This window comes from Terriglobus roseus, from assembly GCF_900105625.1.
Classification (GTDB): Bacteria; Acidobacteriota; Terriglobia; order Terriglobales; family Acidobacteriaceae; genus Terriglobus; species Terriglobus roseus_B.
In genome coordinates this window covers 2832800-2859082 of sequence record NZ_FNSD01000001.1, presented here as the reverse complement: position 1 = coordinate 2859082, position 26283 = coordinate 2832800, and the positions used below count along the sequence as shown (strand labels likewise).

The window sequence follows — 26283 nt, the reverse complement described above, 5'->3', positions numbered from 1 at the left end:
AGCCGCACCTCATCGGGCACAGACCTTCGTCACTGAGGTGCGGCTCCACTTCTCCGTCCTGCCCAGGATAGAAATGCCAACGTAGCCCCTCAGGTTCAGTTCGTCGCCATGACTTTCCATCCGGCCGCGATACGTTCTGCCGGACTTTGGATCGTAGAGCTTTCCTTCTTCCGCCTTGGTCGGTGACACCGGCTCAAAGCCTTCTCCAATGCGCAGACCGCAGAGCGATCGCCCACGAAGGCTGGCATCTGGGTTGTTGTTATCCACGCGCCCCGGAGCCGTTGGGCTGATCGAGACGATGTTGACGCAAATGTCTTTGCCGCACGTCGCGACTTGAACAATGGACCCGCCTGGCTCCTTCCAATAGCCCAGCATTCCACTCTGCTGCGCGCCTGCGATGCCGGCAAAGAGCTGCAGACATGCCCCCGACAAGAAAAGCAAACCTGCCGTTCGACAAGCTCTCACGGGACGTACCTCCGTAAAGCGATCACGGCATTCAAACCGCCGAAGGCGAATGAATTAGTGAGCGCCATTGAGGCATCGGTCTTCCGGTTCTCGCGAAGAACACCTTGCAGGTTCAGTGCTTCATCGACATGGATGTGACCGTTCCCCGGCAGCACACCTTCGTGCAGCGCAAGCGCAGTTGCCAGTAGCTCAATCGCTCCCGAGGCCCCCATGGCATGGCCATGCAGTCTCTTTGTCGAACTGACCGGGAGGGTGCGCGCATCGTCTCCGAAGACGCGATGCAACGCATCCGCCTCCGCACGATCATTCACATCTGTCCCCGTTCCATGCGCGTTGACATAGCCGACCTCGGATGGCATCGCGTGAGCATCCTGCAGCGCGCGCAGCATCGCTGCGGCGGGGCCCGCGGGGTTGGCCTGCGTCATGTGATGGCCATCCGATGACATACCAAATCCAACGATCTCAGCGAGAACCGGCGCACCTCGCGCTACGGCAGCGTCCATCGCTTCCATGGTCACCAATGCGGCTCCCTCGCCCAGCGTCATACCATCACGGTCCGCCGCAAAGGGTCGGCATACCGTGGGAGAGACGACGTGCAGGCTGTCCCAGCCCTTGAGAAATCCGAAGGTCAGGGGCGCCTCATGTCCACCGGCGATAGCAGCTTCCACCATGCCTGAGCGAACCATGTGGAAGGCTTGCCCCAGCGCATGCGCGCCGGAAGCACATGCCGTCGAGACGTTATACGCGGGGCCGGTGATGCCATGCTCAATACACACGAGACTTGTGCCGGCGCTTGCCATGGCCCGTGGTACGGTCAGCGGATGGATGCGTCCGCCTTGCGTGTAGAGCTTCGCTGTCTCAGGCTCCTCGGCAGTGCGCCCGCCAGCAGAACATCCGAAGACTGCGGCGACATCGCTGCCCGCATAAGCTTTCATCAGCCCCGATGCCGACAGTGCCTGCCGAGCGGAAGCAATCGCAAATTGTGACGATCGCTCCGCCAGCTTTGTCTGCGATGCCATCAGCCAATCCGAAGCCACAAAACCGCGCACGCTTGCGATCGTGCTGAAGTGAAGCTCACCGGGAGGAACGTCCTCCACATCATGAATGCCTGAGATTCCGGCAAACAGATTTGAACGGAAGGTGGCAACGTCGTGACCAATTGCCGTGACGCATCCTGCACCTGTAAGAACAACACGTCTCATGCCGCGCCCGTACCGCCCGCAATCGCTTGCTGCTTCTTCGTAAGCGCCTGCTGCACAGCGACGACAACATCGCGCACGGTCATGATCTGGTGCAGCTTCGCTTCGGGAATCTCCACACCGTATTTCTCCTCCAGATCGAAGGCAAGCGTGACACGATCAAGCGAATCGATCGCCAGCGATTCCAGCGAGGTGTCCAGCGTGATGGACTCTGCCGGAATCAACTTCTCTTCGGCAATCCGTCGGATGCATTCCACTTCCAGTTCCGTCACAGCACCCTCCCGCTATCGCTCGCGCCGACCAGGTCCATCACTTATCGCAGCAACGCCGTGTCCGGTATTCGCGTCATGGATGCGATGCGAGAAAGCAGTCCCGGGACCAGTCGAGCGATCTGCGCTGCCTCCGGCCATGCCACCATCGCTTGGGAGAGACGCGTCGCAAGCGCAAGTCTACGTCCAAGCTGCGAGCGAAGTTGTAACTGGTATGTCTCTGCTCGATCACCCTTCAAAAAGTGGTGCGCTGCGACCGCCCCACTATGCAGCGCGATCGCCATGCCATCTCCGCAGAACGACGGGATGACCGCCGCCTGGTCGCCAAGATGCCATAAGCCATCCCGCGAAGCCGCTTGCATGTGGCCGTAGGGGATGTGTGACGCGGTTAACGGTGCATCCAACAGCGACACGGCACCACGCAGCCGCTCCTCAAGGTGCGGTGCATGGCGGAAGAGATATGGAACAAGTCCAGCCCAGTTACTGCCCACGCTCTTGAGACATTTTCCTGTGACCAGCAGGCATAAGTTTACGCGGCCATCTTCAACCGGTTGCAGGCCGGCGTAGCCACCCGGGAACAGGATCAATTCCACCGCCGCACCCAGTTGCGCATGTTGTTGAGGCGTGAGCCGGTAGTACATCTTGAAGGCGATAAGACCGCGATGCGTTCCTGCCGGGCGTGAGAATCCCCGCAGATCATGCTTCCCTGTGGCGAGGAAGATGTTTGCCGAGCGAAAGCTCCGTCCGTCACGTACCGAAGCGCACCAGGCAGCACCTTGCGGTTGCAGATGCTCCACAGCGCTGTTCCGCTCCACCACCACGCCAGCGGCCGCGGCATGCGTCAGCAATGCCTCATCGAGCACGGAGCGCGTCAGCGAGTATGCAGCAAACGGTAACCTGTCTTCAACGATCCCGCGCCGCAGCACCAACCGAACGGAATGCAGCGAAATCGCCCCAAGTGCGGGCAGGTCGACATTGTGGCGCGCCAGGTAATGAATCGTCTCAGCGCTCAGGAACTCGCCGCAAACTTTGTGGTGCGCTGCCTTGCTCCGTTCCAGCAAAACAGCCCCGCGTCCGGCCTTTGCAAGCTCCAGCGCAACCATGCTGCCGGCAAGGCCGCCGCCCACGATCAGCGCTTCCGCATCGATGGGAGTCATACCTTCACGCGCGAGACGCACAACCTCGCCGGCCGATAGGTAACGAGGTGCGCCGCCCTGGCCGACACGTTTGCGGCAGTCAGATACCTGGTCCAATCGTCGTGGCGAAACGCGCGGCGTATGGAGATTGGTCCATCGTGTTGCACGAAGCGGTGCCAACGCATAACGCGTGCCAGCAGTTGAAAGCCAAAGTAGGGAAACGGCTCGCGGTGCAGATCGTTGATGAACCAGCCACGTTCCGTCACGCGCTCCATCCACGCGAGGAAGCGAACAATCTCCTCATCGGCCAGATGATGCGTGAATAAAGAACTGAGGACTAAATCGATAGGAACGTCAGGCCGATACGAAAAGGCATCGCCCGTGACCCATGCGATCTTCGATCGGCGCGGCGTCCTTTCCGCAGCAGCGCGCGCCGCATAAGGATTCAGATCAATCCCAGTCAGCCGCACCGCAAGATTGTTTCGCTTTGCCCAACTCTCGACCATCCGCAACATGTCACCACCGCCACTGCCCACATCCACGATATGCAGGGTGCGCTTCTCCTGACCTATGACTTTCCCCAGCCAGTCGAGCGTAGGGCGGTACGCGAAGGTCAGTCGATTCACCTGCTCGAGATCCATGAGGCATGCGCGAAAGTCTTCATAAGTGCATGGCTCATCCATCCACTCAGACAGGTGTGCACGCGAGGCGAAATCCATCATGACTGCGGTGCCGTGACGAAATTCATCGTCTCCGCGGTCAGCCCCGGCCCAAAGGCCATGGCGCAGCCTCGCTGCCCCGCACGAGCCGTCCGCATTATCGACTCCAGCACAAACATCACCGTGGCAGAGGACATGTTGCCGTATTGCCGAAGAACATCGCGCGATGCCTGCAGCGCCCCGGTGGGTAATGCCAGTGCGTCTTCCACCGCATCCAGAACGGATCGTCCCCCCGGATGAACCGCCCAGAGAGCGACGCTTCCATCGTGCACAAAATCCTTCCGATGCGCCTCAAGCGCTTGTCCTACCGCGGTCGGTACCTGCCCTGAGAGCACCATGTCAAAACCCTGATCGCCGATATCCCATGTGATCAGATTGGACGTGTTCTCAAGGCGTATCGCGCGGAAACTCTCAAGCTCAAAACCTGTGGGTCGCGCACTTACAAGCGACGCCGCGCAGCCATCGCCGAAGACAAGGAATGACAACACCTCGCCGAGTTCCTGCGACTCCTGCAGATGCAGGGTGCAGATTTCGAGGTTGATTACCAACACACTGTCATCCGGTTCCGATCGCACGATATGTCGAGCCTGCTTCAGCGCATTCATGGCTGCATAGCAGCCCATGAAGCCGATCATGGTGCGCTCTACCGAGGGATCGAGACCGAGATAGTCCACCGCATCGAAGTCCAACCCGGGCGCATAGAAGCCGGTGCAGGACGTCACGATGACGTGACGAACCCTCTGCCGCTCCTCTTGACTCAAGGCGAGCCGATCCAGCGCACGGCGCATCAGGACGGGCGCAAACTGTTTGTAGAGCGCCATGCGTTGCGCAGTCGCGGGGAAGCTGCCGGATTGGTAGAACTCGTACGCATCCACATCGGTGGGGCCGTGCGTTCCATCGATGAACAGCGGCGAGTAGCGCGCAGTGATACCGGAACGTTCCGCCATGCGCAGGAACAGTGCGCGGCTACGTTCTTCCCGAAGCATTCCATGCGCGTAGCGGACAAACGCCTCGTGGACATCACTGTCGAATGTAGCGGTCGCGATCCGCTCGAGGTAAACCCTGCTCGCCATGGAACCTCTCAATGCGAGTTGGATGACCCTTCGCAGGACTTATGTTGTCACACTCGTTGTTGTGTGATCACAGACTCGCTGCTCCCTGTACAGGCTGAAGAGAATGTGAAGGTTTAGAAGGTCGCGATGGGGTTGATGAGCGCGCCCGTTCCACCCTTGATCCGGATTGGAGCAAGGGTCAGCAGGAAGGTCTGGCGGTGGAGCTTCAAGGCTGTCGCGGCGACATCCTCCAGGTTGCACTGATCCGCGAGGGACATTCCCATCGCCACAATGGTCAGGATGTGGATGGGATAGTCGATGCCCTGGACCGCAGACGGTAGCGCGTCATGCGCGGCGTCGCTCACCAGGAAGGCCACGTCCCGCTTGTGAAGCCATGCGACCGCTGAAGGATCGAGACCGGCAGCGGCGCTGGAGATGTCCCATGGCCCCTTCGCATTGCGCAGAGCCCAACGCCCCGTCCGGATCAGCACGGCATCACCCGAGGTCACATGCACGCCGGTCTTACGCTCCCAGAGATCGAGGTCCGCGGCAGAGATGTGACCCGTCTTTTCGAGATAAGGCAGGCCGCGCAGCCAGGGGATGTCGATGAGAACACCACGCGTGAAGATGCCATCACGATATTGCGTGGCATCGAGCACTTCGCCGCCATGAGGTGTAATCGCATGGTCAGAAAATCCGTTGTAAAGCTTGCCGTCGTAGAAGGTATGCGACAGCGCATCAAAGTGGCTGAAGCCAAAGCCGTGGAAGTTCACCTTGTAAGTGTCGGTGTTGAACTTGCCGTCAGCGCCAAGCGCCATCGCATCCTGAAATGGATCGGGGTTATCGATCTCTTTCGCCGTATTGAGGTCGCGCGCCAGGGAGACAGAGATACCCGCCGTCACCAGCTTTGCCGCCTGCTGACGCTTCGCCGGCGTGATCAGATTCAGCGTGCCCTTCTGCTCGTCCTTACCCCAGCGCCCCCAGTTCGAAAGCTTGTGAAACATCTCATCGAACTGCGCCTTCGTCAGCGACTCGCGCGGCTGCGATGGCGTCTGTGCCGCACAGGGCAGTGCGAAGAGAGCAGCGAAAGCCAGCGTGGTGATAAGGCGATTCATGTGTGTGGATGTCCCTGAGAGTGAGGCGTCTACTTCTTCATCTTGATGGCGGCCGGATCCCACGTGGTCACCTGTAACACCAGCAGGCCATCCTTCGTCTCGAACGCCTCAGAACCCTTATACGGTTCGGCGAAGAAGGGAGCCTCTGCACGCCACACCACGTTCACCGTGCCATCCACAACGACCGTGTGTTCCGGGATGAGCTTCATGCCGCACTGGCCACCCTTTGCCGGCGGCATCAGTGCCGTCTTGAACATCTTTCCAATGGCCTCACGGCCTTTGACGACATTGCCGTCCTTTGAGAGGAATTCCACGTTGTCGCTGTACTGTGCCATCATGCGATTCCAGTCACAGGCATTCAGCGCCGCGATATGTTCCGCGATTACTTTCTCCGGTGTTGCCTGGCGCTTCTGCGGTGGCAGGCTTTGTGCATGGGCCACGCCGGACAGCAACACGGCTGCACCTGCGAGCAGGGTAGGGACGGTAAGTTGACACTGCTTCATGACTCTCTCCGGTACGGCTTCAGAAATCGATGCGGTCTTTCGCAGCTTCCATCTTGGCGGTGTCTGCGCCCGGCACCTGTTCCAGCGCTGTGATGTCTTTGAACTTGCCGCTCTTTTCGCGGAACTCGACGATCGCATTTCCCTGTGCGAGAGGCAAGGAAAGCGCGCCGGCGATTTCGGCAGCGGAAGCGCTATTGACGTTCACGCGAACGGGTGCGGCAGCGGGACCAAAATTGGCAGCGAGATACCCCACAATGTCTTCAAGATCCTGGTCCGATCCCACTGCGCCACGATTGCGCATTTCAATCACGACCGAGGCCCAGTCATCGGCCGACTTGCGCTGAGAAGTAACAAGAGCCGTGACGTGGCAGCCGTTGCACACTCGCACAAAGGCATCATGTCCCGCCCCGGGCGGCAGATCCTTCGCGGGTGGGGGCGTCTGCACGTAGTTCCCAGCCAGCGCCGGCAGCAGCAGGAACAACGCTCCCGTCGCCATGGCCGCGCTGCTGATCCAGCTTCCCAACCGCATGCAGGCACCTCCGTCAAACGGGAGGAGCGTATCAAACTCCTATTGGACAGGTCAATCGGACGCATGGAAGATCGTAGCGAGTGCGCCTGTAATTCCGGCGTTATCGGCTGTTGACCTGTTTAACAGGATACTGGTAGTCTCACGCACACCGTACAGACTGGTGGGATGCGCGTCGGCAATCTTTCGACTGCGGTGCTCCTGAAATCAAGAAGGATGAACGATGGCTTTCGAACCCTCTCAAAGCTCCGGCGCGGCTACCACTGATCTCTCGAAATATCCCGACCTGAAGCGTCGCTGGCTCTACATTATTCCTGCCGTCTTCGTTACGTACAGTCTTGCGTACGTCGATCGCGCGAACTATGGCTTTGGCGCAGCGGCTGGCCTGGCGGAAACACTGCACATCACCGCCGCACAGTCGGCGCTCCTGGGTTCCCTGTTCTTCTTCGGCTACTTTATCTTCCAGATTCCCGGCGCAGCCTACGCCCGCAAGCGTTCCGCTCGGAAGCTTATCTTCCTGTCGCTCATCAGCTGGGGCATTCTCGCTTCGCTGACCGGCGTCATAAAGTCGTACTGGTGGCTCGCCGCAGATCGCCTGTTACTGGGTGCGGCCGAAAGCTTCATCCTGCCGGGCATGTTAATCCTGCTGACCAAGTGGTTCACGCGGTCGGAGCGCTCACGCACGAACACCATGCTCATCCTCGGAAATCCGGTCACGGTGCTTTGGATGTCCGCGGTGACGGGCTACATCATCAAGGCCTTCGGATGGCAGATGACCTTCATCATTGAAGGTCTGCCGTCGGTGCTGTGGGGCGTTGTCTGGTACTTCGTCATTCGCGACAAGCCGGAAGATGCTGCATGGATCAGCAAGGAGTCTGCCCAGGAATTGACGGCCACACTGGCGAGCGAGCAAGGCGTTATCCCGAAGGTGGCGAGCCTTACCGTGGCGCTGCGGAACCCTAACGTCATCCTGCTTTGCCTGCAGTATTTCTTCTGGTCCATCGGCGTCTACGGCTTCGTGCTGTGGCTGCCGGTGATGATCCGCAAAGGTTCGTCACAAGGCATTGGTGCCACCGGCCTGCTGAGCGCTATCCCTTACGCGGTCGCGGCCCTGCTGATGATCGTTGTCAGCTTCTACTCAGACCGCACGGCGCAGCGAACACGCTTTGTGTGGCCGTTCCTCATACTCGCAGGCGCAGCATTCTTCGGGTCTTATCTGACGGCCGGCATGAATTTCTTCGTCGCCTTCGGCTTCCTGATCCTTGCCGGTGGCGCCATGTACGCACCCTACGGCCCGTTCTTCGCCATCATTCCAGAGATGCTCCCGGGCAACGTCGCCGGCGAGGTCACCGCGCTGATCAATAGCATGGGAGCGCTTGGCTCGTTCCTTGGCAGCTATCTCGTGGGCTATCTGCAGGCGTCTACGGGAAATTCCAAGGCAGGCTACCTCTTGATGTCCGTTGCACTGACGGTGTCAGGAATCCTGATCCTGGTGCTGCGACCCGTACAACAGGTAGACGCCATGGCAGAGACGAGCGACCTGGCGCTAGCCGAGTAGCGCTCGTCTCTACTGGGATACTTGCTGAAGATTTAGAAGGTCGACTGATACTCGCGCACAATCGCCTCGTACTTCCTGGCGATGGCCGTGACATCCTGCGCGCGGCCTTCCAGGATTGCTTTCTCATCCGCAAGGTCTGCACCGACACCAAGCGCGAAGGCGCCTGCCTCCAGAAACTCGCGAGCGTTCGACAGCGACACCCCACCGGTCGGGATCAGCTCCACTTGCGGCAGCGGCGCCTTGAGTGACTTGAGATACTTGGCACCGCCCATGGCGCTGGCCGGAAAGACCTTGATGATGTCAGTGCCGGCCTGCCAGGCAGCGATGACCTCAGTGGGTGTCAGCGCGCCTGAAAGCACGGCAACCGAATAGCGCCGGCAAAGCGAAACCGTCGCAAGATTCAGCGCAGGACTGACGACGAACTGTGCGCCCTCCAGGATGCACATGCGCGCCGTCTCCGGATCCAGCACGGTGCCTGCGCCAATCAACAACTCCGGCCGTTCCGTGACCAGTCGCCGCATCACGCCGATCGCGCCGGGGACTGTCATGGTGACCTCAAGCGCTGCGATGCCGCCCTCTGCGATTGCATCGGCAAGTGCCATGGCCGCGTCGCTTGTGCTGGCTCGCAGCACCGGCAAGACGCCGACCTGTCCAATACGCTCTAAAACTGCTGTCCTGTCCATATCAGTTCCTTATCCTTAGCGTTGCACGGCGGCGCCGTTGCGGGTCATGGCGTGTTCCACCTCAGCCAGTGTGAACATCGAGTTGTCTCCCGCGGTTGTCATGGCGAGGGCGCCGTGCGCCACGCCGCAGTCCAGCGACCACTGCATGCCACGATTGTTCATCAGGCCGTAGAACAAGCCCGCTGCGAAAGAATCACCACCACCCACGCGATCGAAGATTTCGAGATCGTTGTACTGCGCACCGCGATACACCTCGCCGTCCATCCAGGCGAAGGCGCCCCAGTCATTCCGATTGGCAACGGTCGCTTTGCGCGTCGTGGTGGCGATCGCCTGGATGTTCGGGAAGTCACCGCAGATGCCCCGCGCCATCGCTGCGTAGCTCTCTTCATCGTGCGACGGCGGTCCCTGCGACGATGCGCCGATTTCCCGTGCAAGATCGCCATCGTGGCCCAGCAGCACATCCACCAGCGGCGCAAGCTCACGATTGATCGATGCAGCGCCCTGTCTTCCGCCGCGACGCTTCCACAGCGACGGCCGATAGTTGCAGTCGTAAGAAACCAGGACGCCATGGCGACGCGCTGAGGTCATCGCCCCACGCACTACCTCAGTGGCAGACGCGGACAGCGCACACATGATGCCGCCGGTGTGGAACCAGCGCACCCCTTCTGCCCCGAAGATGCTGTCCCAATCGACGTCGCCCGGCTGCAACTGGGAGATGGGCGTGTGACCACGATCCATCATGCCCATCGCCGGCCGGTTGCCGAAGCCACGCTCCAGGAAGTACACGCCATTGCGGCTGGCTTCCCCCACGCCATCGAAGGCAGTCCAGCGCAGATGGCTCAGGTCCACTCCACCTTGCAGCATCATGTCTTCCAGCAGGCGACCCACGGCGTTGTCTGCGAGCGCTGTCACCAGCGAGGTGCGCATGCCGAAGCACCGGCGCAGACCACGCGCCACATTGTATTCGCCGCCACCCTCCCACACACGAAAGTGCCGTGTGCGCGAGATGCGGTCCTCGCCGGGATCAAAGCGGAGCATCACTTCGCCCAGGCTCAATAGATCCCACTTACATGTCTCAGCAGAGCGAATCTGCAGCCCACCGTTTGCGTTCATATCACTTTCGGACGCGGCAAGCCGCTACGTTGGAAATTGTCATGCGGAAGCGCGACCGCTGCAGAAGCAGCCACGACACTCTTACCCTGTTAAACAGGAAGACCGCCCGTCCTCCTAGGGTAGAGCGTAAGCGGCAACGCTGTCACCACCCGTCTTGTCGTAATATCCGCCGCCAGTCGCCACGATGACAACGTACTGCTTGCCATCCTTGGCCTTGTAGGTGATTGGCGTGGCGTAGGCGCCCGCTTCCATCTCGGTATCCCAGGCGATCTTGCCGGTCTTCGCGTCGAAGGCGCGGAAGTGATGATCGTTCGTGGCAGAGATGAATACGAGCCCGCCCGCTGTTGCAATGCTGCCGCCCATGTTCATCGCGCCGGTGTTATGAACACCCTTCGCATCGAGCTCCGGGATGATGCCGAGCGGCACACGCCACGCATACTCACCCGTGTCGAGGTTCAATGCAACCATCTGGCCCCATGGCGGCTGCTGGCACGGCCAATACTTGTCACCGTCCCAGAAGCGTCCATAGCCTGCGCGCTGATAGGGCCAGGGCGATCCCGCAGGAGCCGGAGTGTCCTTGCCTACATCTGCCAACTCAATGGTGTTGAAGAAGACGTAATTTAACTTCGGATCGTAGGAGCCACCATGCCAGTTCGTCGCACCGAGCGTGCCCGGAAAGACGATGGAACCTTTCAACCCGTAACGTGTGAACGGACCATCGTTGTGCAGACCACCGTCGGACTTCAGCAGGTTCTCGCAGAACTTCTGGTGCTCTGGCGTGACCGTTGCAATGTCCTTCGGATCGAAGCTCATCCTTGCCAGCGGAGCAGGCTTCGCCGGCACCGGCTGGGTGTTGACGGAGAACTCACCCGGAACATCGCTCGCTGGTACGGCTGTCTCCTTCACGTCGTAGACAGGCTTGCCGGTGTTGCGATCCAGAACGAAGATCAGTCCCGTCTTCGAGGTCACCACCACCGCAGGAATCTTCTTCGAGCCGCGGTGCACCGTGACGAGAATCGGCGCAGATTCGGGATCGTAATCCCACGTGTCGTGGTGAATCAGTTGGTAGAACCACTTCAGCTTGCCGGTGCTCGCGTCCAGTGCCACCAGCGAATCACCGTACAGGTTATTGCCCTTGCGGTCCCCGCCGTAGGCATCGGTCGTCGGTGAGCCAAACGGCAGAAACACCTGGCCAGTCTGCGCATCGACGCTGAGGAAGCCCCACGCGTTGGTGCCGGAGCGATCCTTCCACGAATCCGGTGTCTCCCACGTTTCATTACCAGGCTCGCCGGGCCGTGGCACGGAGTGGAACTGCCATAACAGTTTGCCGGTCACGGCATCCCATCCGCGTGCATCACCCGAGGCGCCGATGCTTGGCGACTCCTGCACGACAGAGCCGGTGATGATGACGTTCTTATAGATGCTGGGAGGAGACGTCATGCTGACACGCGCGTTTGCAATGCCGTTCTGCACGCCCGGCTTCATGTCCACGATGCCGTCAGTACCAAAACCTGCAGCGGGCTCGCCTGTCTTCGCGTCGAGCGCGATCAGCAGGCCGTCGCTCGTGCCAAAGACGATCCGTGCGGGCGTCGTGCCGCTACCGCCCCAGTAGGCAACGCCACGGGTCGACGCGTTCGCACCCGCGGCCAGCTTATGCTCCCAGATCTGCTTGCCCGTGACCGGATCCAGCGCGAGGACAGAGTTGTAGGGCGTAGGAAGGAAGAGCATGCCATTCACCATCAGCGGCGTGGTTTCCGTCCGGCGTTGGCGCAGACGGGCGGCCAGCGAGCCCGCCGGTGGAGCCGGCGCCGCTACGGTTGTGGCGGGCGCCATGTGGTACGTCCACGCACGCTTCAACCCTGCAACGTTCTTCAGGTTGAGATCTGTCAGAGGGGAGTAGCGGCTGCTGCCGTCGTCATGCCCATACATGGGCCAATCGCCAACCGACTGTGCTGCGCAGCTAAGGGCGATGGAAAGTGGCAGGCAAATGGCAAACCGCCGGAGACGAAGTTTCATGACAGCTCCTGGGAACGGGCAGGTAACTGCAGAAATCTAGCATGCACCTGTAGGACAGGTCAACGAGTTCCGAGGCGATATTTCGAGGTGCGTGCAGAGCCCATGACACATCGCAAATGAGGTCTTTGGCGAAGCACGAAGTTACTCCACGCCGGAACGCGCGATGGACTTTTTCGCTTCTTCAAAGTGCTTCCGCATCAGGACACCGGCACGTTGCGAGTTACCTTCTTCGACTGCATCGACAATCTGATGGTGAGTTTCCACCACCTTGAGTATGTCGGCCTTTGCCCTGCGATTCACAATGCCCACACGCATCGTTTGCTGCATGCATTCATGCATTGCGCCACACATCATATCGACGAGCGGATTACCCGTGGCACCATCGATGACGGCGTGAAATTCGAGGTCATGCGCAACGAACACGTCGGGCGTGCCCGCTGCTTTTTTCATGCCGCTGACTGCTGCTCGAAGACGTGCAATATCGGACTTCGTGCGGCGCTTCGCAGCCATCTGCGCTGCATGAACTTCCAGCAGTGTTCGGATCTCAAGTACCTGTTTCATGGATACCTGGCTGGTCGAAAGAGCGTGCAGCATCAGGTGTGTCAGGAAGGAATTGTTCAGTTCACCGACTTTAGGCGAGCGACCATTTCCCTTCTCGATAATGCCTGCCACTTCCAGCGAACGGAAGGCCTCACGCACGATGCCGCGACTGATCTTCAGATCAGTGCTGGTGCGCATCTCGGAAGGCAGTGTTTCGCCGGAAGTAAGTCCATTCAGCCGTATGTGATCGAATACGTGATCGATCACACGGGTTGTCAGCGAATCCGTCGGCATTAAGTTCAATTCCCCATCCCCATTATGTCATCCGGATAAAGCAGGGCCGGCACAGGGAGTGTGCCGGCCCTTGTTGGGAGGACCACTTACCAGCGCATCCTTAAAAGCTGACGCGCGCCGAAAGCTGGATTAAACGTGGCTGGTTAACCTGCGTCGTGACCGTGCCGTACGTGGACACATCCACCTGTGCGTTCGGCGGTGCAAACTGCGTCCGGTTAAACAGGTTGAACGACTCCGCGCGAAGATCGAAGTTGAACCGATCTGTTACCGGGATCTTCTTTGCGAGGGAGAGATCGAAGTTGTTCTGCCCCTGCGCGCGAAGTGTGTCATCGACACGTGGTTCGTTTCCAAAAGCGAAATCGTTTGATTTCACAAAGCAGGCCGTGTTGAAGTACTTGGTCAACTTGTCCTTCGGTGCTCCATCAATGGTCTTCTTGCAGCCCGCGACATAGTCGGGACGCGAGACACCGGCTGGAAGACCGGGGCCCGCATTGCCTGCGGCGTAGAGCGTCTCAAGCGTGTTGGGGCTTGAGTACTGGAACGCAATCGGCAGACCCGACTGGAAGGTGAAGATGCCGTTCAACGTCCATCCACCCACGACACGATCCACGAAGCCATTCGCGTTGCTGAGCAGTGCCTTTCCGCGACCAAAGGGCAGACCGAGGGTATAGCTGATGACCGCGCGATCCGGGATGTCGAAGCTTGACTTCGAGTACTCGCCCGCGATGTTGTTGTTGTCCTGCACGCCGGAGGCACCGCCGACGCCAAAGCGGCTGCCTTCCAGGTACCCGGTCAGCGTATCGGCCGTGCCTTCGAGATGCGCATGCGTGTACGAGACGAGCAGTACGCCGGCTGACTTGAATCGCTCTTCCACTCGCACCTGCAACGCCTGGTAAGAAGAGCCTGCGATAGCCGGCGCGTCTTCCGTGACATAGAGGTACTGCGGGAACGGTCTCAACAGGTAGCCCTGGCTGATGGTCTGGCCACCCAGCACCGACGTGGAAGGAGCGATGCCGAAGAACGGATTCGCAACCTTCGTCGCCATTGCTGCGGCGCCCTGCGCGATGTACTGGTAGGGCAACTGATTATGGTTGATGGAGTACAGCGGCAGGTCGACACCGTGCGATCCGACATAGCCGGCATCCACCACAAGACCCTGACCAAACTGGTGCTGCAGTCCGAGGTTCCACTGTTCGGCATAGGGATAGCTCGTGCTTGGCAGTGGCGATTGGATGCCCTGACCGACGAGGGCCAGCGCAGCCTGGTTACGACCCGGCGGCTGCAGAATGCCGCTCGGAAATGGGTTGCTGAGCGTCGTGGCTGTGTTCGGATCCACGTTGCCGTTGTTCGACACATTCATCGTCGTCGTCGCACTGTTCGGTGGGTTGTTGTACGGTCCAAGGCTGAACGCAACCGTGTTCGGCAGGTACGAGATACCGAAGCCTCCGCGCAGTACCGACTTCTCATTCGGGCTGAAGGCAAATCCAACGCGTGGCGAGAAGAGTGTCCAATGCAGGTTCTGCCAGTTGCGGCTCGACTGACGGTCCGTGTCGACCAGCGACAGGCCGCCAACAGGTACCTTGCCATTCACCGCGGGCAAATTCGTCGGGCGCGTCAGGTCCAGCGTCGTCAGGCTGCCGTTGCGCTCATGGAAGGAACCAGGCTGCTCCCAACGCAAGCCGGCGTTGATTGTAAGTCGCTTGTTCAAGCGAAACGAGTCACCGACAAACAGACCCGAGTAGTACATGGTGCCAAGAGACTGCGACGGCTCCTGCGCGCTTCCGGATGATGGAAACCCTAGGGCCCAGCTTGCGAAGCTGTAACCACCCGTGCCGCCAGTCCTGGTTGCGGTGAACTGGTTATCCGCCGTGAAGGTGCCGCCTGGGCTGTTGGACTGCACATAACCCCATTCAATGCGGCGAGACTCACCACCGAACTGGATCGAGTGACGTCCGCGCGTCCAATTCAGGCTTCCCGACAACACATACGCATTGTCTGTATCGAGAATGGTGGCACCGGTGCTGAAGTTATTGAAGCCCGTAATATTTGGCTGCGGTGCCTGCGCAAAGGCAATTTGGCTCTGATAGCTTCCCCAGTTACCGCCCAGCGAGCCTTCGTTGAAGCTGCAGCAGAGGAACGGGATCGACTGGTTCCGGAACCGCAGATAGGATGCCCGCGCCTGTCCTACAAGGTTCGGTGTCAACGTGAAGGAATCACCAACAACGGTCTGGATGGTGCCGAAGTTTGCGTTGTTGCCGATCTGGTTCAGAAGTGCGGACGAACCCGAACGATTCTTGTGCCAGTTCGTAAAGCGCGCGAACAATTGGTTCTTGGCATTCAACTGGTGATCGAAGCGCGCGCTGTACTGGTTGTAGACCGTCTGACGCGGCACGCTGACGACGAAGTTATTCGTCAGGCCGTTATTGGTCGGTGCAGGAAAAATCAGTTTTGCAATTGCGATCGCGGAAGCGTTCAGCCGCGTGCCTGGAATTCTGTTGTTTGCAAAAGGCAAACGATTGCCGTTCACGTCCTTGTTAATCGGGTCATAGATCTGCTGGCTCGCCGTGTTGCAGACGCCTGCCGAATTAAAGCTGCTCGTGCAGATGGAACTGAAGTCTCCTGCAAGAAAGGCCGCGCTCGGTACCGTTGTCGTCGTGGTAGCTGCCTGCCTCAGGCTGAACTCCTCCCAGCTCAAGAAGAAGAACGTCTTGTTCTTGATGACGGGTCCACCAATGGCCGCACCGAACTGGTGCTGCGTGAACAGAGGTCTATCGATCAGGTTCGCCGGATTGTGCTTGTTGAAGTACAGGTTCGCGTTCAACGCTGCGTTGCGGTAGTACTCATAAGCGGTGCCATGCAGGTCATTGGTGCCGGCCTTGGTCGCCATGTTGATCACGCCGCCGGCGAACCGTCCAAACTCCGGCGACACGTTATTGGTCGCAACCTGGAACTCCTGGATGACATCCTGCGTTGGCACCAGCGAGGTGCTGTTGGTATAGCTGATGTTGACGGGCGCGCCATCGATGAATGTCTGGCTCTGGTTCGCTGCGCCTCCGCCAATCTGATAATTTCCCCAGCCATTGACATTCAGCGTGGATGCGTTACCCGACGTATTTCCTTGCGGTACAACGCCGGGAACCAGCGCTGTCAGGTTCAGCACGTTGCGTCCGTTCAGCGGCAGTGCATCCACCTGCTTGGCGCCCACTTCGTAGTTCAACGAAGACGACTGCGTGCTGACAAGCGGGCTTTCCGTAGAGACCTCGACGGTCTCCGTGACGCCACCCAACTGCATTGCGGCGTCGATGCGTGTCGCGTTGTTCAGCGTCACCTCAACGTTTGTGCGGACGAACTGCTTGAAGCCATTGCCCTCGACCGTAATACGGTAGTTGCCGGGCAGCAGTTGCAGGAACTGGTAGTTGCCGCTGTCATCCGTCTTGGCCGTCTTCGTCTCATTGGTGCCCACGTTGGTGTAGGTTACGTTCGCGTTCGGGACGGAGGCGCCACCAGCATCGGTCACCGTACCCACCAGCGACCCACTCGCCTGTCCATACGCTGCAGTGCAGGCGAGGAACGCGAGAGGGACCACTGGAACCAGCCTCAGAAAAGTATTGCGGTTGCTCATTTCAACTCCTCCCGAAAATCCCGCCAGCGATCCGCTTCCGGATTTCGTTCGCTCCAGGTATTGGTCCTTCCTCGGAGACGGACGAACAATAGCAACTACCTGTACAACAGGTCAAGCATCTCAAAAACTTTTTTTGTTCGACCTGAAGCAGCGCGGGTACGTTAAAAAGCGGCCTGCTGGGGCATAACGAAGTCGGGCCCTGCAAATTGCAGGGCCCGTTCAACATCCGTCGTGTTCTACAGGTAGAAAAACCTCGAAAGGCCGGTATCGCCGTTGAATCAGCGATGTTTTGCCAGGTCGGTATACGTGTAGGTGTAAGACCAGGACATCTCTTTCCCCGGTTCAGCACTGATGTCCACAAACGGTTCCACGGCCAGCACATCGCGAATCGACCAGACACTCGCATTGGATAATGGCCGGTCTCCCTGCATTCGTACCTCGACCTGCGCGGCAGAGTTTGCGATGCGAAAGTCATAATCGCTCGCAGCTCCACCAAATCCCTGCAGACCAAATGCAACGCGATCTTTGTCATGGAGATCCGCAATGTAAGTGGCCTTGCTGCCCTCAATGGTGACAAACTTCGGGTCGGGTGATCGAGTCGGCTTGATCGTGTACGGCACCGTCACCGTGTATGCCGAACCCACACCGGCGCTATCGATCGTGAGGAAGTTGTGATCATAAACAGCGGTGGCGATGGAAGTTTTGCCCGTGTTTTTGAGATGGTGCTCGATCACCAGCTTCGACTCCTTCCCCACGAGTCGAAGCGTTTTGGTATACACGTAGCCGTAGGTCGAATCCGCACCTCCCAGCACCTGCTCAAAGGTGATGGACGTGGCGGTCTTACGCGTGATCCACTTGCCGCCATCTACCAGCTCGAAATGTTTTCCGAACTGGTACGGATCGTTATCCGCCTTTCGAAGCAGGCCAACACCAACCTTGAGGAACGTCTCTCCTGGTTTTGCGGTGTCATAGCCGATAGGCCTCTGGAACTCTTCGACAGGCCCCGTCATGGCACTGTTCGGAGCCGCGACGATTCCGTCTCCCACATACGAAAAATCGCGCACCGTCTCATCTGTGGAAGCGAACCACGGCTTGTAAAGATGATGTCCGGCAAACTCCAGATCGCTGATCACGCCGGACCAGTCGAAGCGTGTCCCCCGATAGAATCCGGTCCTGGCATCCGGCGTGTACACCTTCGCGCGAATCGCGCCATTGCTGATCTCGGCCTGCGGCGCCTGGGCCTGCATGCCGGCGCAAAGACATGCGGCCATCGAAACGCTCAGTACAGCCCTCATCGTCATTCGGGATTCCTTTGGGTGTTTGTGTCGGAACGTGCGAATAGTAGCAACAGCCTGTTGGATAGGTCAACGACTTCCTGCCGTGCGACAGAGGCTCAAACGACCTGCGCGAAATTTTCAATCACCGGTTGACCTGTGCTACAGGTTGCCGCTATGCTTTGGGCGCGAAAGACAGGGCACACCCGCCCGTTCCGACCTTTCACGAACAGTCAGGTACGAAAGGAAATCCATGAAGCTCGCCTGCATTGCCCTGTTTCTTGGCGGCCTCGGCTGCAGCTACGCGCAGACACCCGCGGCCACACCTCCCGCGTCGGCGGCACCGGCTGCTGCTGGACGGGCACCGGCAGTTCGCAGCAATGAGGATGAGGGCGTCTCCATCGATCGCTTCCTTCGCAGGCCGGAAGATCAGCCGGTCCACCTGTCGCACGGCACGCTGCTTATCCAGCAGATCCTGGGTCCCGGCGACCCGGACCATCCCGGCGCTTACGGCCAGGTGCTGCAGTACCGGAAGAATCTTGCGACTGCCAAGCTGCTGCCGGGCGCGCAGACGCCGCTCGAAACCTACCCGGACAGCTACTTCTTCTATGTGAAGAGCGGCGAAGGTCGACTGGATGATGGCAAGCAGATGTGGGACTTGAAAGATGGTATCGCCATCATGGTGCCTCCATCCGTGCCGCATCGCTTAGTCAACACGTCGGACAAGCCGCTCGAGATGATTATGCTGCAATGGACAGCGGGGCCCGATGCGAAGAAGGCCCTGATCGTCCGCAACAGCTACGCGTTGCCGTGGTGCGAGGAGAACGCGCACTGGAATAATGCCTCCCACTGCATCTTCGGCACAGCCGATGGTCTGGTTCAGGGCGAGCGAATCTACACCGTCATGCTGCCACCGTGGTCTGTATCGCAACCACATAGCCATCCGCAGGGTATGGAAGAGGTCTGGACGAAGCTGTCGCCCGGGACGATCCCCGTACTCATCGGGAGCGAACTGCGAGAGATGCAACAGAACTCGTCCTACCTGGTGCCGCCGACCGGCAAGACCGATCACTCTAATCTGAACCTGAGCAAGGACAAGACGGAGTGGTTTTTATACATCGCGCGCAGCCCGGTGAATCCGAATGCGCCACCGCGTCCGCAGGGACAGGGCGGAGGCTTTGCGGCCAATCCGAACCTGTCACGCGACACGACGGCAGCAACCATCGCCGGTAGACCGCTGCGCTAGCGCATGGTTCCCGAAGGACACACGCGCCGGGCGGTTGCTCGGCGCGTTGTACTTGCATTCCCGTAGTTCGAAGGCATATAGATGATGGCCACCGAAGTTAGGGGCAGAGCGCGTGCGCAGAAATTTTCCCGCCATCCTTCTTATGTTGGTAGCAGTCTCCGTGTCGGCCGGTTGGGGCCAGGCGACGGCGAGGCCGCTCGCGCTCGGGGATGCGTTGCCGGCCTTCAGCCTTCCGGGAACGGACGGTGTCGTTCACAAACCCGCTGACTGGCAGCAGAGCCAGGTGCTGGTCGTCGCCTTTCTATGCAACCACTGCACGGAATCGCAGCTCTACGAGTCCCGCCTGAACGACATGACCAAGAGATTCACCGGCAACGGTGTCTCCGTCGTCGCAATCCAGTCGAGTAATCCAAAGGCTGTTACAGAGAAGGACCTCGCATGGTCCGACGTGGGCGACAGCCTTGAGGAGATGAAGGAGCGGGCCACCTTCCGCAACTTCCACTTCCCTTATCTGTATGACGGCAATACCGGCAGTACCGCTGAGGCCTTCGGCGCAACGGTCGCTCCGTCCGTCTTCATCTTCGACAAGAATCGCAAGCTCCGCTACACCGGCAGCTTCGACAGCGATCCAGCAAATGGCCCGGCCACCGTGCATAGCGCGACAACCGCAGTGGAAGAGCTTCTCGCGGAGAAGCCAGTCTCTGTGGCGTCGACCAAGGCGGCAGGTTGCACGCTTCATCTGGGACCGCATGCAGAGGTCAAAGCCACCATCGACAACGGCCCCATTAGCGTTACACTCGCCAGCGCACAAATGCTTTCGAAGCTTCGGCAAAATCCCACGGGTAAGCTGCTGCTGGTCAACTTCTACGCCACTTGGTGCGGACCTTGTGTCACCGAATTTCCAGATCTTATGGCGACCAATCGCATGTATCGCGATCGCGCGTTCGCCTTCACCACGGTCTCGTCCAACGTGCCGGCAGAGCAGCCCGAGGTGCTCGCCTTTCTCAAGAGGATGAACGCTACCACTGCGAATTTGCTCTATGGCTCCGATGACACGTACGCCATGCAGGACGCCTTTGACCCCAACGCGGGGTCAGCAGTTCCAGTGACGGTACTGCTTTCGCCGCGTGGCGACGTCCTCTTTCACGAACAAGGTGAGATTGACCTCATGCAGATCCGTCGCGCCATTCTGGCCAATCTGCCGGACGATCCCGAACACGTGGGAGCGCAGGCATACTGGGCGGCGAAATGATCTCCGCCCAAACAGACTTATTTCCGTATAGGAGCAGACTCATGCGCCGCCTTTCCTTCCTTCTACTCGCAGCAGTCGTCGGCACCTTCCAGGCACACTCGCAGACACCGCCGCCGCCCGCCGGCACGATCCCTATGACAGCGAATCTCGAACATCCGCTCATGCCCATCGGCACGGCCGCACCCGACTTCGCGCTGAAAGGGACAGATGACAAAACGCACACGCTGTCGGAGTTCAGCAAAGGGAAGGTGCTTGTTGTGATGTTCGAGTCGGTCCATTGCCCGGTCTCGGAAAACTACGAGGGTCGCATGCGCGCCCTGTACGACACCTACCACGGCAAGGGAGTGGAGTTCGTCGCCATCAATCCAAACAACCCGAAGGCTGTTCGCCTGGACGAACTCGGCTACACGGACTTGACCGACTCACCCGAGGACATGAAGATCCGTGTGCGCGATCGGCAGATCCCGTGGCCCTATGTCTCCGACGGCGAGACGCAGAGCACTGCGCAAAAGTTCGGAGCAGTCGCCACGCCTCACATCTTCATCTTTGATTCTGATCGCAAGCTGCGCTACGAGGGACGCATCGATGACAACCAGAACGAGGCGCTGGTGAAGGTGCACGATGCGCATGATGCAATCGAGGCGCTGCTGTCAGGTGGTGCCGTTGCGGTGCCACATCGGCCTGCGTTTGGATGCTCGACGAAGTGGCTTTCGAAATCCGGCGACGTTGAGCGCGAGATGACAAGGATTCACGCGGAGCCGGTGGAACTCACGCCTGCATCGACGGCCGACCTTACAGCCCTCCGTGCGAACAGTGGTGACAAGGTCACGGTGGTCCATTTCTGGAGCACAGCAGGTCAGAATGCTGACAAAGATTTCGCCGACCTGCAGACCACCTGGCGCATGTATCGCGGACGCTCTTACAACTTTGTGACGGTGGATACTGATGCCCCGGCGAACACGGCCAAAGCAACGGACTTCCTGCATGCCCAATACGCTTCCAGCAAGAATCTGCAGCTTGCCCCGGCAGATCTGAAGGCTGTGCAGAGCGCCTTTGGCAGCACATGGCAACCGAATGAAGAGTTCACCGCAGTGATTGCGCCGGGTGGCAAACTCGTCTACGCGCATAAGGGTCCGGTGGATATTCTTGAGGTGCGGCACGCAATTCTAGGAAGCTTCACAGATAACCCTCACTATCCCGGTCAAGCGGAGTACTGGGCTTCGCGGACAAAGTGAGTTTCGCAAAACATCCAGGTATTCCGAGCTTTTTAAGGACTGACTCCATGACCACCAATCAATGCATCCTGATCGCGTCACTCGGTCTGCTTTCGTCGACAGCTGTGAGCGCCGGTCAGCGGCCTTACGAAGTCGTGAAGTGGAGCGCGAAGGTGACGAAGTCCACCGCGGCTTCAGCGTCGGTCGGACTGGCTGCAACGATCCAGGATGGGTGGCATGTCTACGCACTCTCGCAGCCTTCCGGAGGGCCGACACCGCTCAGGATCACCATTCCAACAGGCGCTCCGTTTGTCCTGCAGGCACCGGTAGCGGAGACGAAGGTGACGCGTCATGACGACCCCACCTTCAAGATGGAGGCCGTCTACTACCTGAACGAGGTGAACCTGGTCGTCGATGTCAAGAAGCAGGGCTCAGCGGCAGTCGATGTTATCCCGGTGGACGTACGTTTCCAGGCCTGCAACGACCGCCTCTGCCTGCCGCCGTACACGGCACACCTGACCGCTGACTGGAAGAAGAACTAAATGCTTTCGATGTCCGTAGAAGATCTCACAGGCAAGCAAACAATCCAGTTTTTGCCGCTCAAGACAAAAGGCCCACTCCGAAGAGTGGGCCTTTGTTGTTTATGCCGGCGATAACCTAATCTCCCACACAGTCACCCGTGCAGTACCATCGGCTCAACGAGACTTAACTTCCGTGTTCGGGATGGGAACGGGTGTAGCCCTCGTGATATTCTCACCGGCAAATTGTCAAAACTCGCGCAATACCTGCTGCGAAGTTTCACGACTGAATAGATTGAGTAGACATATACTTCGTAATTTTCGTACTTAGTTTCGTCGCAGAGCTTGCGCTCCGAACATAACTACTTAGCTTGTGTTGAATTGTCTCAGGACAGAAACGATGTTTCTGCGCAGAGTAAATTCTATGATCAAGCCGAACGGGCGATTAGTACTGGTAAGCTACACGCATTACTGCGCTTCCACATCCAGCCTATCAACCTGGTGGTCTTCCAGGGCCCTTCATTTCCCTTTTGGGTTGGGAGATCTCATCTTAGGGCATGCTTCCCGCTTATATGCATTCAGCGGTTATCATAACCGAACTTCGCTACCCAGCCGTGCCTTTGGCAAGACAACTGGAACACAAGAGGTTCGTCCATCCCGGTCCTCTCGTACTAAGGACAGCCCCCTTCAAATCTCCTACGCCCACAGCAGATAGAGACCGAACTGTCTCGCGACGTTCTGAACCCAGCTCACGTACCGCTTTAATAGGCGAACAGCCTAACCCTTGGAACCTTCTACAGCTCCAGGATGCGATGAGCCGACATCGAGGTGCCAAACCATTGCGTCGATATGAACTCTTGGCAATGATCAGCCTGTTATCCCCGGCGTACCTTTTATCCGTTGAGCGATGGCCCTTCCATACAGAACCACCGGATCACTAAGGCCTGCTTTCGCATCTGCTCGACTTGTAGGTCTCGCAGTTAACCACACTTATGCCTTTGCACTCGACGGCTGATTTCCAAACAGCCTGAGTGTAGCTTCGCGCGCCTCCGTTACAATTTAGGAGGCGACCGCCCCAGTCAAACTACCCGTCTTACTATGTCCCTCTTCCCGATAAGGGAAGGAGGTTAGAGTCACAACATTCGCAGGGTGGTATCTCACCGTTGGCTCCTTCGAAACCGAAATCCCGAGATCAAAGCCTCCCACCTATCCTGCGCAGCAAATGCCGTAACCCATAGTAAAAGTATAGTAAAGGTGCACGGGGTCTTTTCGTCTAGCTGCGGGTAACCGGCATCTTCACCGGTACTACAAGTTCGCCGAGCAACTCGTTAAGACAGTCGTACGATCGTTACTCCATTCGTGCAGGTCGGAACTTACCCGACAAGGAATTTCGCTACCTTAGGACCGTTATAGTTACGGCCGCCGTTCACTGGGGCTTCAATTCAGAGCTTCGCTTGCGCTAACCCCTCCTTTTAACCTTCCAGCACCGGGCAGGAGTCAGCCCCTATACGTCGTTTTAGACTTTGCAGAGACCTGTGTTTTTGTTAAACAGTCGCCGTACGCGTTTCACTGCGGCCACTTCGGGCTATAAACCCTACCGTGGCGACCCTTCTCCCGAAGTTACGGGTCTAATTTGCCGAGTTCCTTAACAAGCCTTCACTCGAGCGCCTTTGGATATTCTCCTCGTCTACCTGTGTCGGTTTGTGGTACGGTTCCCAATCCCTCTCCTTAGAGGTTTTTCTTGACAGCGTGAACTCATCAGCTTTCAGGCATACGCCTTACTGTTTTACACCTCACTGTTAAGACCCGACGGATTTGCCTATCAGATCCAGCTTACGTGTATCAACCCCCATAGCCATAGGAGGGCCTGATTATCCTTCTGTGTCACCCCATCGTAATAACGAGGTATTGGGAGGTCCGGAATATTAACCGGATATCCATCGCTTACGCCTTTCGGCCTCAGCTTAGGGACCGCCTAACCCTGAGCGGATTAACCTTCCTCAGGAAACCTTAGACTTTCGGCGTCAGTGGTTCTCACACTGATTATCGCTACTTATGCCGGCAGGGTCTCTTCTCGAAACTCCAGCAGTCTTCTCAGTCTGCCTTCATTGTCGCGAGAATGCTCTCCTACCACGCACACCATAGGTGTGCATCCGCTGCTTCGGTATATCGTTTTAGCCCCGTTGTATTGTCGGCACCGGACCGCTTGACCAGTGAGCTATTACGCTTTCTTTAAAGGATGGCTGCTTCTAAGCCAACCTCCTGGCTGTCTGAGCGTTCCGACTTCCTTTCCCACTTAACGATAATTTGGGGACCTTAGCAGGCGGTCTGGACTGTTTTCCTCTCGACTGTGAAGCTTAGCCCCCACAGTCTGACTCCCGGGCTGGTTGTGATTGGCATTCGAAGTTTGGCTGGATTCAGTAAGCCGGAAAGCCCCCTAGTCCAATCATGTCTCTACCACCAATCCAAATCACCCGAGGCTAGCCCTAAAGCTATTTCGGAGAGAACGAGCTATCACGGAATTTGATTAGCCTTTCACCCCTACCCTCAGCTCATCCGAGCTTTTTTCAACAAACACCGGTTCGGTCCTCCAATGGGTGTTACCCCATCTTCAACCTGGCCAAGGGTAGATCATCCCGCTTCGCGTCTATTCCTGCCAACTTATCGCCCTATTCAGACTCGCTTTCGCTGCGGCTCGCTCACGCTTAACCTTGCTGACAAGAATAACTAGCCGGCTCATTATGCAATAGGCACGCGGTCAGACATTCCCTTACGGGCATAGTCCTCCCACTGCTTGTAGGCACACGGTTTCAGGTACTTTTCACTCCCCTCAATGGGGTGCTTTTCGCCTTTCCCTCACGGTACTGGTTCACTATCGGTCAGAATCGAGTATTTAGCCTTACGGGATGGTCCCCGTGGATTCAAGCAGGGTTTCTCGTGCCCCGCCTTACTCAGGTACCTGCTTCGAGTCCAGATAAATTTCGTCTACGCGCCTGTCACGCTCTATGGGGCCCCTTTCCAAGGGCTTTGACTATCTACTGGATTGGTAACTCTACTTGTTGCAGGCCCTACAACCCCCGTGCCACCGAAATGGAACGGGTTTGGGCTCATCCGATTTCGCTCGCCACTACTCTCGGAATCGAGGTTTCTTTCTTCTCCTGGGGGTACTGAGATGGTTCACTTCCCCCCGTTCGCTTGAGCCCGCCTATGTATTCAGCGGGTCATACATGAGTTTTGCTCATGTGGGTTTCCCCATTCGGAAATCTCCGGATCAACGCCTGTGTGCGGCTCCCCGAAGCTTATCGCAGCTTGCCACGTCCTTCATCGCCTGATTCTGCCAAGGCATCCACCGTGCGCCCTTAGTAGCTTGTTCATAGAATTTACTCGCACGCAGAAACATACTCTGCTAATGCTGCAAGTCCTTTACTTCGCCGTTTATTATCCTAAAGACACTCAACACTAAATCTTCAGATTTACTCCCAGAGAAAACCCGGGAAACTGAAGGCTCAGCCTTGTAGTTATATTTACCCAATCTATTCAGTTGTCAAACATCACAGGCAAGCTATCTCGCTTACCATCACACCCTGGGGTGCGGGACTTTTCCTCGCGGCAGACTAATCACTTAGCCGCACACGCGTTCTGTCCAAGGCTCAGGAGCACTACCGAAGTAGCTTCCTCAACCTCATACAGACTCATTCTTTCGAGAGAATGGTGGAGCTGACCGGGATCGAACCGATGACATCCTGCTTGCAAAGCAGGCGCTCTCCCAACTGAGCTACAGCCCCATTCAGAACAACTTCACCAGAGTACCGCTCGCACGGCTTCCAATCAAGTGGTTGGTGGTGGGCCTGGGTAGATTCGAACTACCGACCTCACCCTTATCAGGGGTGCGCTCTAACCAACTGAGCTACAGGCCCAGATCAGGGCGATACCGGCAGAGCCCCTCGCGGAACCCTGCCGGCAACCCTC

20 protein-coding genes, 2 tRNA genes and 2 rRNA genes are annotated in these 26283 nt (G+C 58.2%); 5 read left to right on the top strand and 19 right to left on the bottom strand.

The annotated features are described in order from the left end of the window. Positions 1 to 9: 9 nt before the first annotated feature. The 9 genes from BLW03_RS11780 to BLW03_RS11740 form a co-directional block, all read right to left on the bottom strand. The gene (locus tag BLW03_RS11780) at positions 10 to 432 is read right to left on the bottom strand and encodes a DUF2147 domain-containing protein (RefSeq protein ID WP_244502055.1); all 423 of its coding nucleotides are present in this window, start codon (positions 430 to 432) and stop codon (positions 10 to 12) included. A 29-nt stretch (positions 433 to 461) separates the two neighbouring features. Further along, entirely contained in the window at positions 462 to 1667 is a 1206-nt protein-coding gene (locus BLW03_RS11775; RefSeq protein WP_074654259.1) for a beta-ketoacyl-[acyl-carrier-protein] synthase family protein, read from the bottom strand. Continuing rightward, complete coding sequence (locus tag BLW03_RS11770; protein ID WP_074654258.1) at positions 1664 to 1936, bottom strand: acyl carrier protein; 273 nt, start codon at positions 1934 to 1936, stop codon at positions 1664 to 1666. Before BLW03_RS11770 ends, BLW03_RS11775 begins: the two co-directional genes overlap by 4 nt. 41 nt (positions 1937 to 1977) lie before the next feature. Beyond that, positions 1978 to 3090 carry an NAD(P)/FAD-dependent oxidoreductase gene (locus tag BLW03_RS11765; RefSeq protein ID WP_074654256.1) on the bottom strand — a complete coding sequence of 371 codons (1113 nt, stop codon included), beginning with the start codon at positions 3088 to 3090 and terminating at the stop codon, positions 1978 to 1980. Then, a complete protein-coding gene (locus tag BLW03_RS11760) occupies positions 3087 to 3710 on the bottom strand; it encodes a methyltransferase domain-containing protein (RefSeq protein ID WP_348270846.1) in 624 nt (207 codons plus the stop codon). The genes BLW03_RS11765 and BLW03_RS11760 overlap by 4 nt, the downstream gene beginning before the upstream one ends. 77 nt (positions 3711 to 3787) lie before the next feature. Further along, entirely contained in the window at positions 3788 to 4861 is a 1074-nt protein-coding gene (locus tag BLW03_RS11755) for a type III polyketide synthase (protein ID WP_074654253.1), read from the bottom strand. 113 nt (positions 4862 to 4974) lie between these two features. Next, positions 4975 to 5955 carry a cyclase family protein gene (locus BLW03_RS11750; RefSeq protein ID WP_083350493.1) on the bottom strand — a complete coding sequence of 327 codons (981 nt, stop codon included), beginning with the start codon at positions 5953 to 5955 and terminating at the stop codon, positions 4975 to 4977. A 29-nt stretch (positions 5956 to 5984) separates the two neighbouring features. Then, positions 5985 to 6458, bottom strand: a complete 474-nt coding sequence (locus tag BLW03_RS11745; RefSeq protein ID WP_074654251.1) for a nuclear transport factor 2 family protein — start codon at positions 6456 to 6458, stop codon at positions 5985 to 5987. A 19-nt stretch (positions 6459 to 6477) separates the two neighbouring features. Then, positions 6478 to 6987: a ComEA family DNA-binding protein gene (locus BLW03_RS11740; protein WP_074654250.1), complete on the bottom strand. Its 510-nt coding sequence runs from the start codon at positions 6985 to 6987 to the stop codon at positions 6478 to 6480. Between the two features lie 220 nt (positions 6988 to 7207). On the opposite strand from BLW03_RS11740, the gene BLW03_RS11735 reads away from it, so the two are divergent. Continuing rightward, on the top strand, positions 7208 to 8542 hold the full coding sequence (locus tag BLW03_RS11735) for an MFS transporter (RefSeq protein ID WP_083350492.1): 1335 nt from the start codon (positions 7208 to 7210) through the stop codon (positions 8540 to 8542). A 32-nt stretch (positions 8543 to 8574) separates the two neighbouring features. Here BLW03_RS11735 and BLW03_RS11730 read toward each other — a convergent pair whose 3' ends face one another. From BLW03_RS11730 to BLW03_RS11705, 6 genes are all read right to left on the bottom strand, one after another. Then, on the bottom strand, positions 8575 to 9225 hold the full coding sequence (locus tag BLW03_RS11730; RefSeq protein WP_074654248.1) for a bifunctional 4-hydroxy-2-oxoglutarate aldolase/2-dehydro-3-deoxy-phosphogluconate aldolase: 651 nt from the start codon (positions 9223 to 9225) through the stop codon (positions 8575 to 8577). A 15-nt stretch (positions 9226 to 9240) separates the two neighbouring features. Further along, positions 9241 to 10338: a sugar kinase gene (locus BLW03_RS11725; protein ID WP_074654247.1), complete on the bottom strand. Its 1098-nt coding sequence runs from the start codon at positions 10336 to 10338 to the stop codon at positions 9241 to 9243. A gap of 114 nt (positions 10339 to 10452) precedes the next feature. Further along, positions 10453 to 12354, bottom strand: a complete 1902-nt coding sequence (locus tag BLW03_RS11720) for a pyrroloquinoline quinone-dependent dehydrogenase (protein ID WP_074654245.1) — start codon at positions 12352 to 12354, stop codon at positions 10453 to 10455. Positions 12355 to 12495: 141 nt separating this feature from the next. Then, complete coding sequence (locus BLW03_RS11715; protein WP_074654244.1) at positions 12496 to 13188, bottom strand: FadR/GntR family transcriptional regulator; 693 nt, start codon at positions 13186 to 13188, stop codon at positions 12496 to 12498. Positions 13189 to 13288: 100 nt separating this feature from the next. Continuing rightward, the gene (locus BLW03_RS11710; protein ID WP_074654242.1) at positions 13289 to 16810 is read right to left on the bottom strand and encodes a TonB-dependent receptor; all 3522 of its coding nucleotides are present in this window, start codon (positions 16808 to 16810) and stop codon (positions 13289 to 13291) included. Positions 16811 to 17088: 278 nt separating this feature from the next. Continuing rightward, a complete protein-coding gene (locus BLW03_RS11705; RefSeq protein WP_074654240.1) occupies positions 17089 to 18111 on the bottom strand; it encodes a hypothetical protein in 1023 nt (340 codons plus the stop codon). Positions 18112 to 18337: 226 nt separating this feature from the next. Between BLW03_RS11705 and BLW03_RS11700 the strand changes: the two genes are divergently transcribed. From BLW03_RS11700 to BLW03_RS11685, 4 genes are all read left to right on the top strand, one after another. Continuing rightward, positions 18338 to 19330 carry a cupin domain-containing protein gene (locus BLW03_RS11700; protein ID WP_074654238.1) on the top strand — a complete coding sequence of 331 codons (993 nt, stop codon included), beginning with the start codon at positions 18338 to 18340 and terminating at the stop codon, positions 19328 to 19330. Between the two features lie 142 nt (positions 19331 to 19472). After that, positions 19473 to 20582 (top strand): redoxin domain-containing protein, encoded by a 1110-nt coding sequence (locus BLW03_RS11695; protein WP_074654237.1) that lies wholly within the window; start codon positions 19473 to 19475, stop codon positions 20580 to 20582. Between the two features lie 41 nt (positions 20583 to 20623). Then, complete coding sequence (locus BLW03_RS11690; RefSeq protein ID WP_170835024.1) at positions 20624 to 21817, top strand: redoxin domain-containing protein; 1194 nt, start codon at positions 20624 to 20626, stop codon at positions 21815 to 21817. A gap of 47 nt (positions 21818 to 21864) precedes the next feature. Further along, positions 21865 to 22338 carry a protein-disulfide reductase DsbD N-terminal domain-containing protein gene (locus BLW03_RS11685; RefSeq protein ID WP_074654235.1) on the top strand — a complete coding sequence of 158 codons (474 nt, stop codon included), beginning with the start codon at positions 21865 to 21867 and terminating at the stop codon, positions 22336 to 22338. 102 nt (positions 22339 to 22440) lie between these two features. On the opposite strand, the gene rrf is transcribed toward BLW03_RS11685, so the two are convergent. The 4 genes from rrf to BLW03_RS11665 all read right to left on the bottom strand — a co-directional run bounded on the left by rrf (position 22441) and on the right by BLW03_RS11665 (position 26231). Next, positions 22441 to 22557: ribosomal RNA gene (rrf, locus tag BLW03_RS11680) — 5S ribosomal RNA — on the bottom strand. A gap of 181 nt (positions 22558 to 22738) precedes the next feature. Continuing rightward, positions 22739 to 25687 (bottom strand): 23S ribosomal RNA (locus BLW03_RS11675). Between the two features lie 336 nt (positions 25688 to 26023). Continuing rightward, a tRNA-Ala gene (locus BLW03_RS11670) sits at positions 26024 to 26099 on the bottom strand. 55 nt (positions 26100 to 26154) lie between these two features. After that, positions 26155 to 26231: transfer RNA gene (locus BLW03_RS11665), tRNA-Ile, on the bottom strand. Positions 26232 to 26283: the final 52 nt, after the last annotated feature.

What these genes read in the sequence shown, in the direction of transcription:
- BLW03_RS11765 (WP_074654256.1), bottom strand. Translation starts at nt 3,090, where the DNA reads ATGACTCCCATCGATGCGGAAGCGCTGATCGTGGGCGGCGGCCTTGCC.
- BLW03_RS11685 (WP_074654235.1), top strand. Translation starts at nt 21,865, where the DNA reads ATGACCACCAATCAATGCATCCTGATCGCGTCACTCGGTCTGCTTTCG.
- BLW03_RS11720 (WP_074654245.1), bottom strand. Translation starts at nt 12,354, where the DNA reads ATGAAACTTCGTCTCCGGCGGTTTGCCATTTGCCTGCCACTTTCCATC.
- BLW03_RS11700 (WP_074654238.1), top strand. Translation starts at nt 18,338, where the DNA reads ATGAAGCTCGCCTGCATTGCCCTGTTTCTTGGCGGCCTCGGCTGCAGC.
- BLW03_RS11740 (WP_074654250.1), bottom strand. Translation starts at nt 6,987, where the DNA reads ATGCGGTTGGGAAGCTGGATCAGCAGCGCGGCCATGGCGACGGGAGCG.
- BLW03_RS11710 (WP_074654242.1), bottom strand. Translation starts at nt 16,810, where the DNA reads ATGAGCAACCGCAATACTTTTCTGAGGCTGGTTCCAGTGGTCCCTCTC.
- BLW03_RS11775 (WP_074654259.1), bottom strand. Translation starts at nt 1,667, where the DNA reads ATGAGACGTGTTGTTCTTACAGGTGCAGGATGCGTCACGGCAATTGGT.
- BLW03_RS11750 (WP_083350493.1), bottom strand. Translation starts at nt 5,955, where the DNA reads ATGAATCGCCTTATCACCACGCTGGCTTTCGCTGCTCTCTTCGCACTG.
- BLW03_RS11755 (WP_074654253.1), bottom strand. Translation starts at nt 4,861, where the DNA reads ATGGCGAGCAGGGTTTACCTCGAGCGGATCGCGACCGCTACATTCGAC.
- BLW03_RS11715 (WP_074654244.1), bottom strand. Translation starts at nt 13,188, where the DNA reads ATGCCGACGGATTCGCTGACAACCCGTGTGATCGATCACGTATTCGAT.
- BLW03_RS11730 (WP_074654248.1), bottom strand. Translation starts at nt 9,225, where the DNA reads ATGGACAGGACAGCAGTTTTAGAGCGTATTGGACAGGTCGGCGTCTTG.
- BLW03_RS11725 (WP_074654247.1), bottom strand. Translation starts at nt 10,338, where the DNA reads ATGAACGCAAACGGTGGGCTGCAGATTCGCTCTGCTGAGACATGTAAG.
- BLW03_RS11705 (WP_074654240.1), bottom strand. Translation starts at nt 18,111, where the DNA reads ATGACGATGAGGGCTGTACTGAGCGTTTCGATGGCCGCATGTCTTTGC.
- BLW03_RS11690 (WP_170835024.1), top strand. Translation starts at nt 20,624, where the DNA reads ATGCGCCGCCTTTCCTTCCTTCTACTCGCAGCAGTCGTCGGCACCTTC.
- BLW03_RS11695 (WP_074654237.1), top strand. Translation starts at nt 19,473, where the DNA reads ATGTTGGTAGCAGTCTCCGTGTCGGCCGGTTGGGGCCAGGCGACGGCG.
- BLW03_RS11760 (WP_348270846.1), bottom strand. Translation starts at nt 3,710, where the DNA reads ATGGATCTCGAGCAGGTGAATCGACTGACCTTCGCGTACCGCCCTACG.
- BLW03_RS11745 (WP_074654251.1), bottom strand. Translation starts at nt 6,458, where the DNA reads ATGAAGCAGTGTCAACTTACCGTCCCTACCCTGCTCGCAGGTGCAGCC.
- BLW03_RS11735 (WP_083350492.1), top strand. Translation starts at nt 7,208, where the DNA reads ATGGCTTTCGAACCCTCTCAAAGCTCCGGCGCGGCTACCACTGATCTC.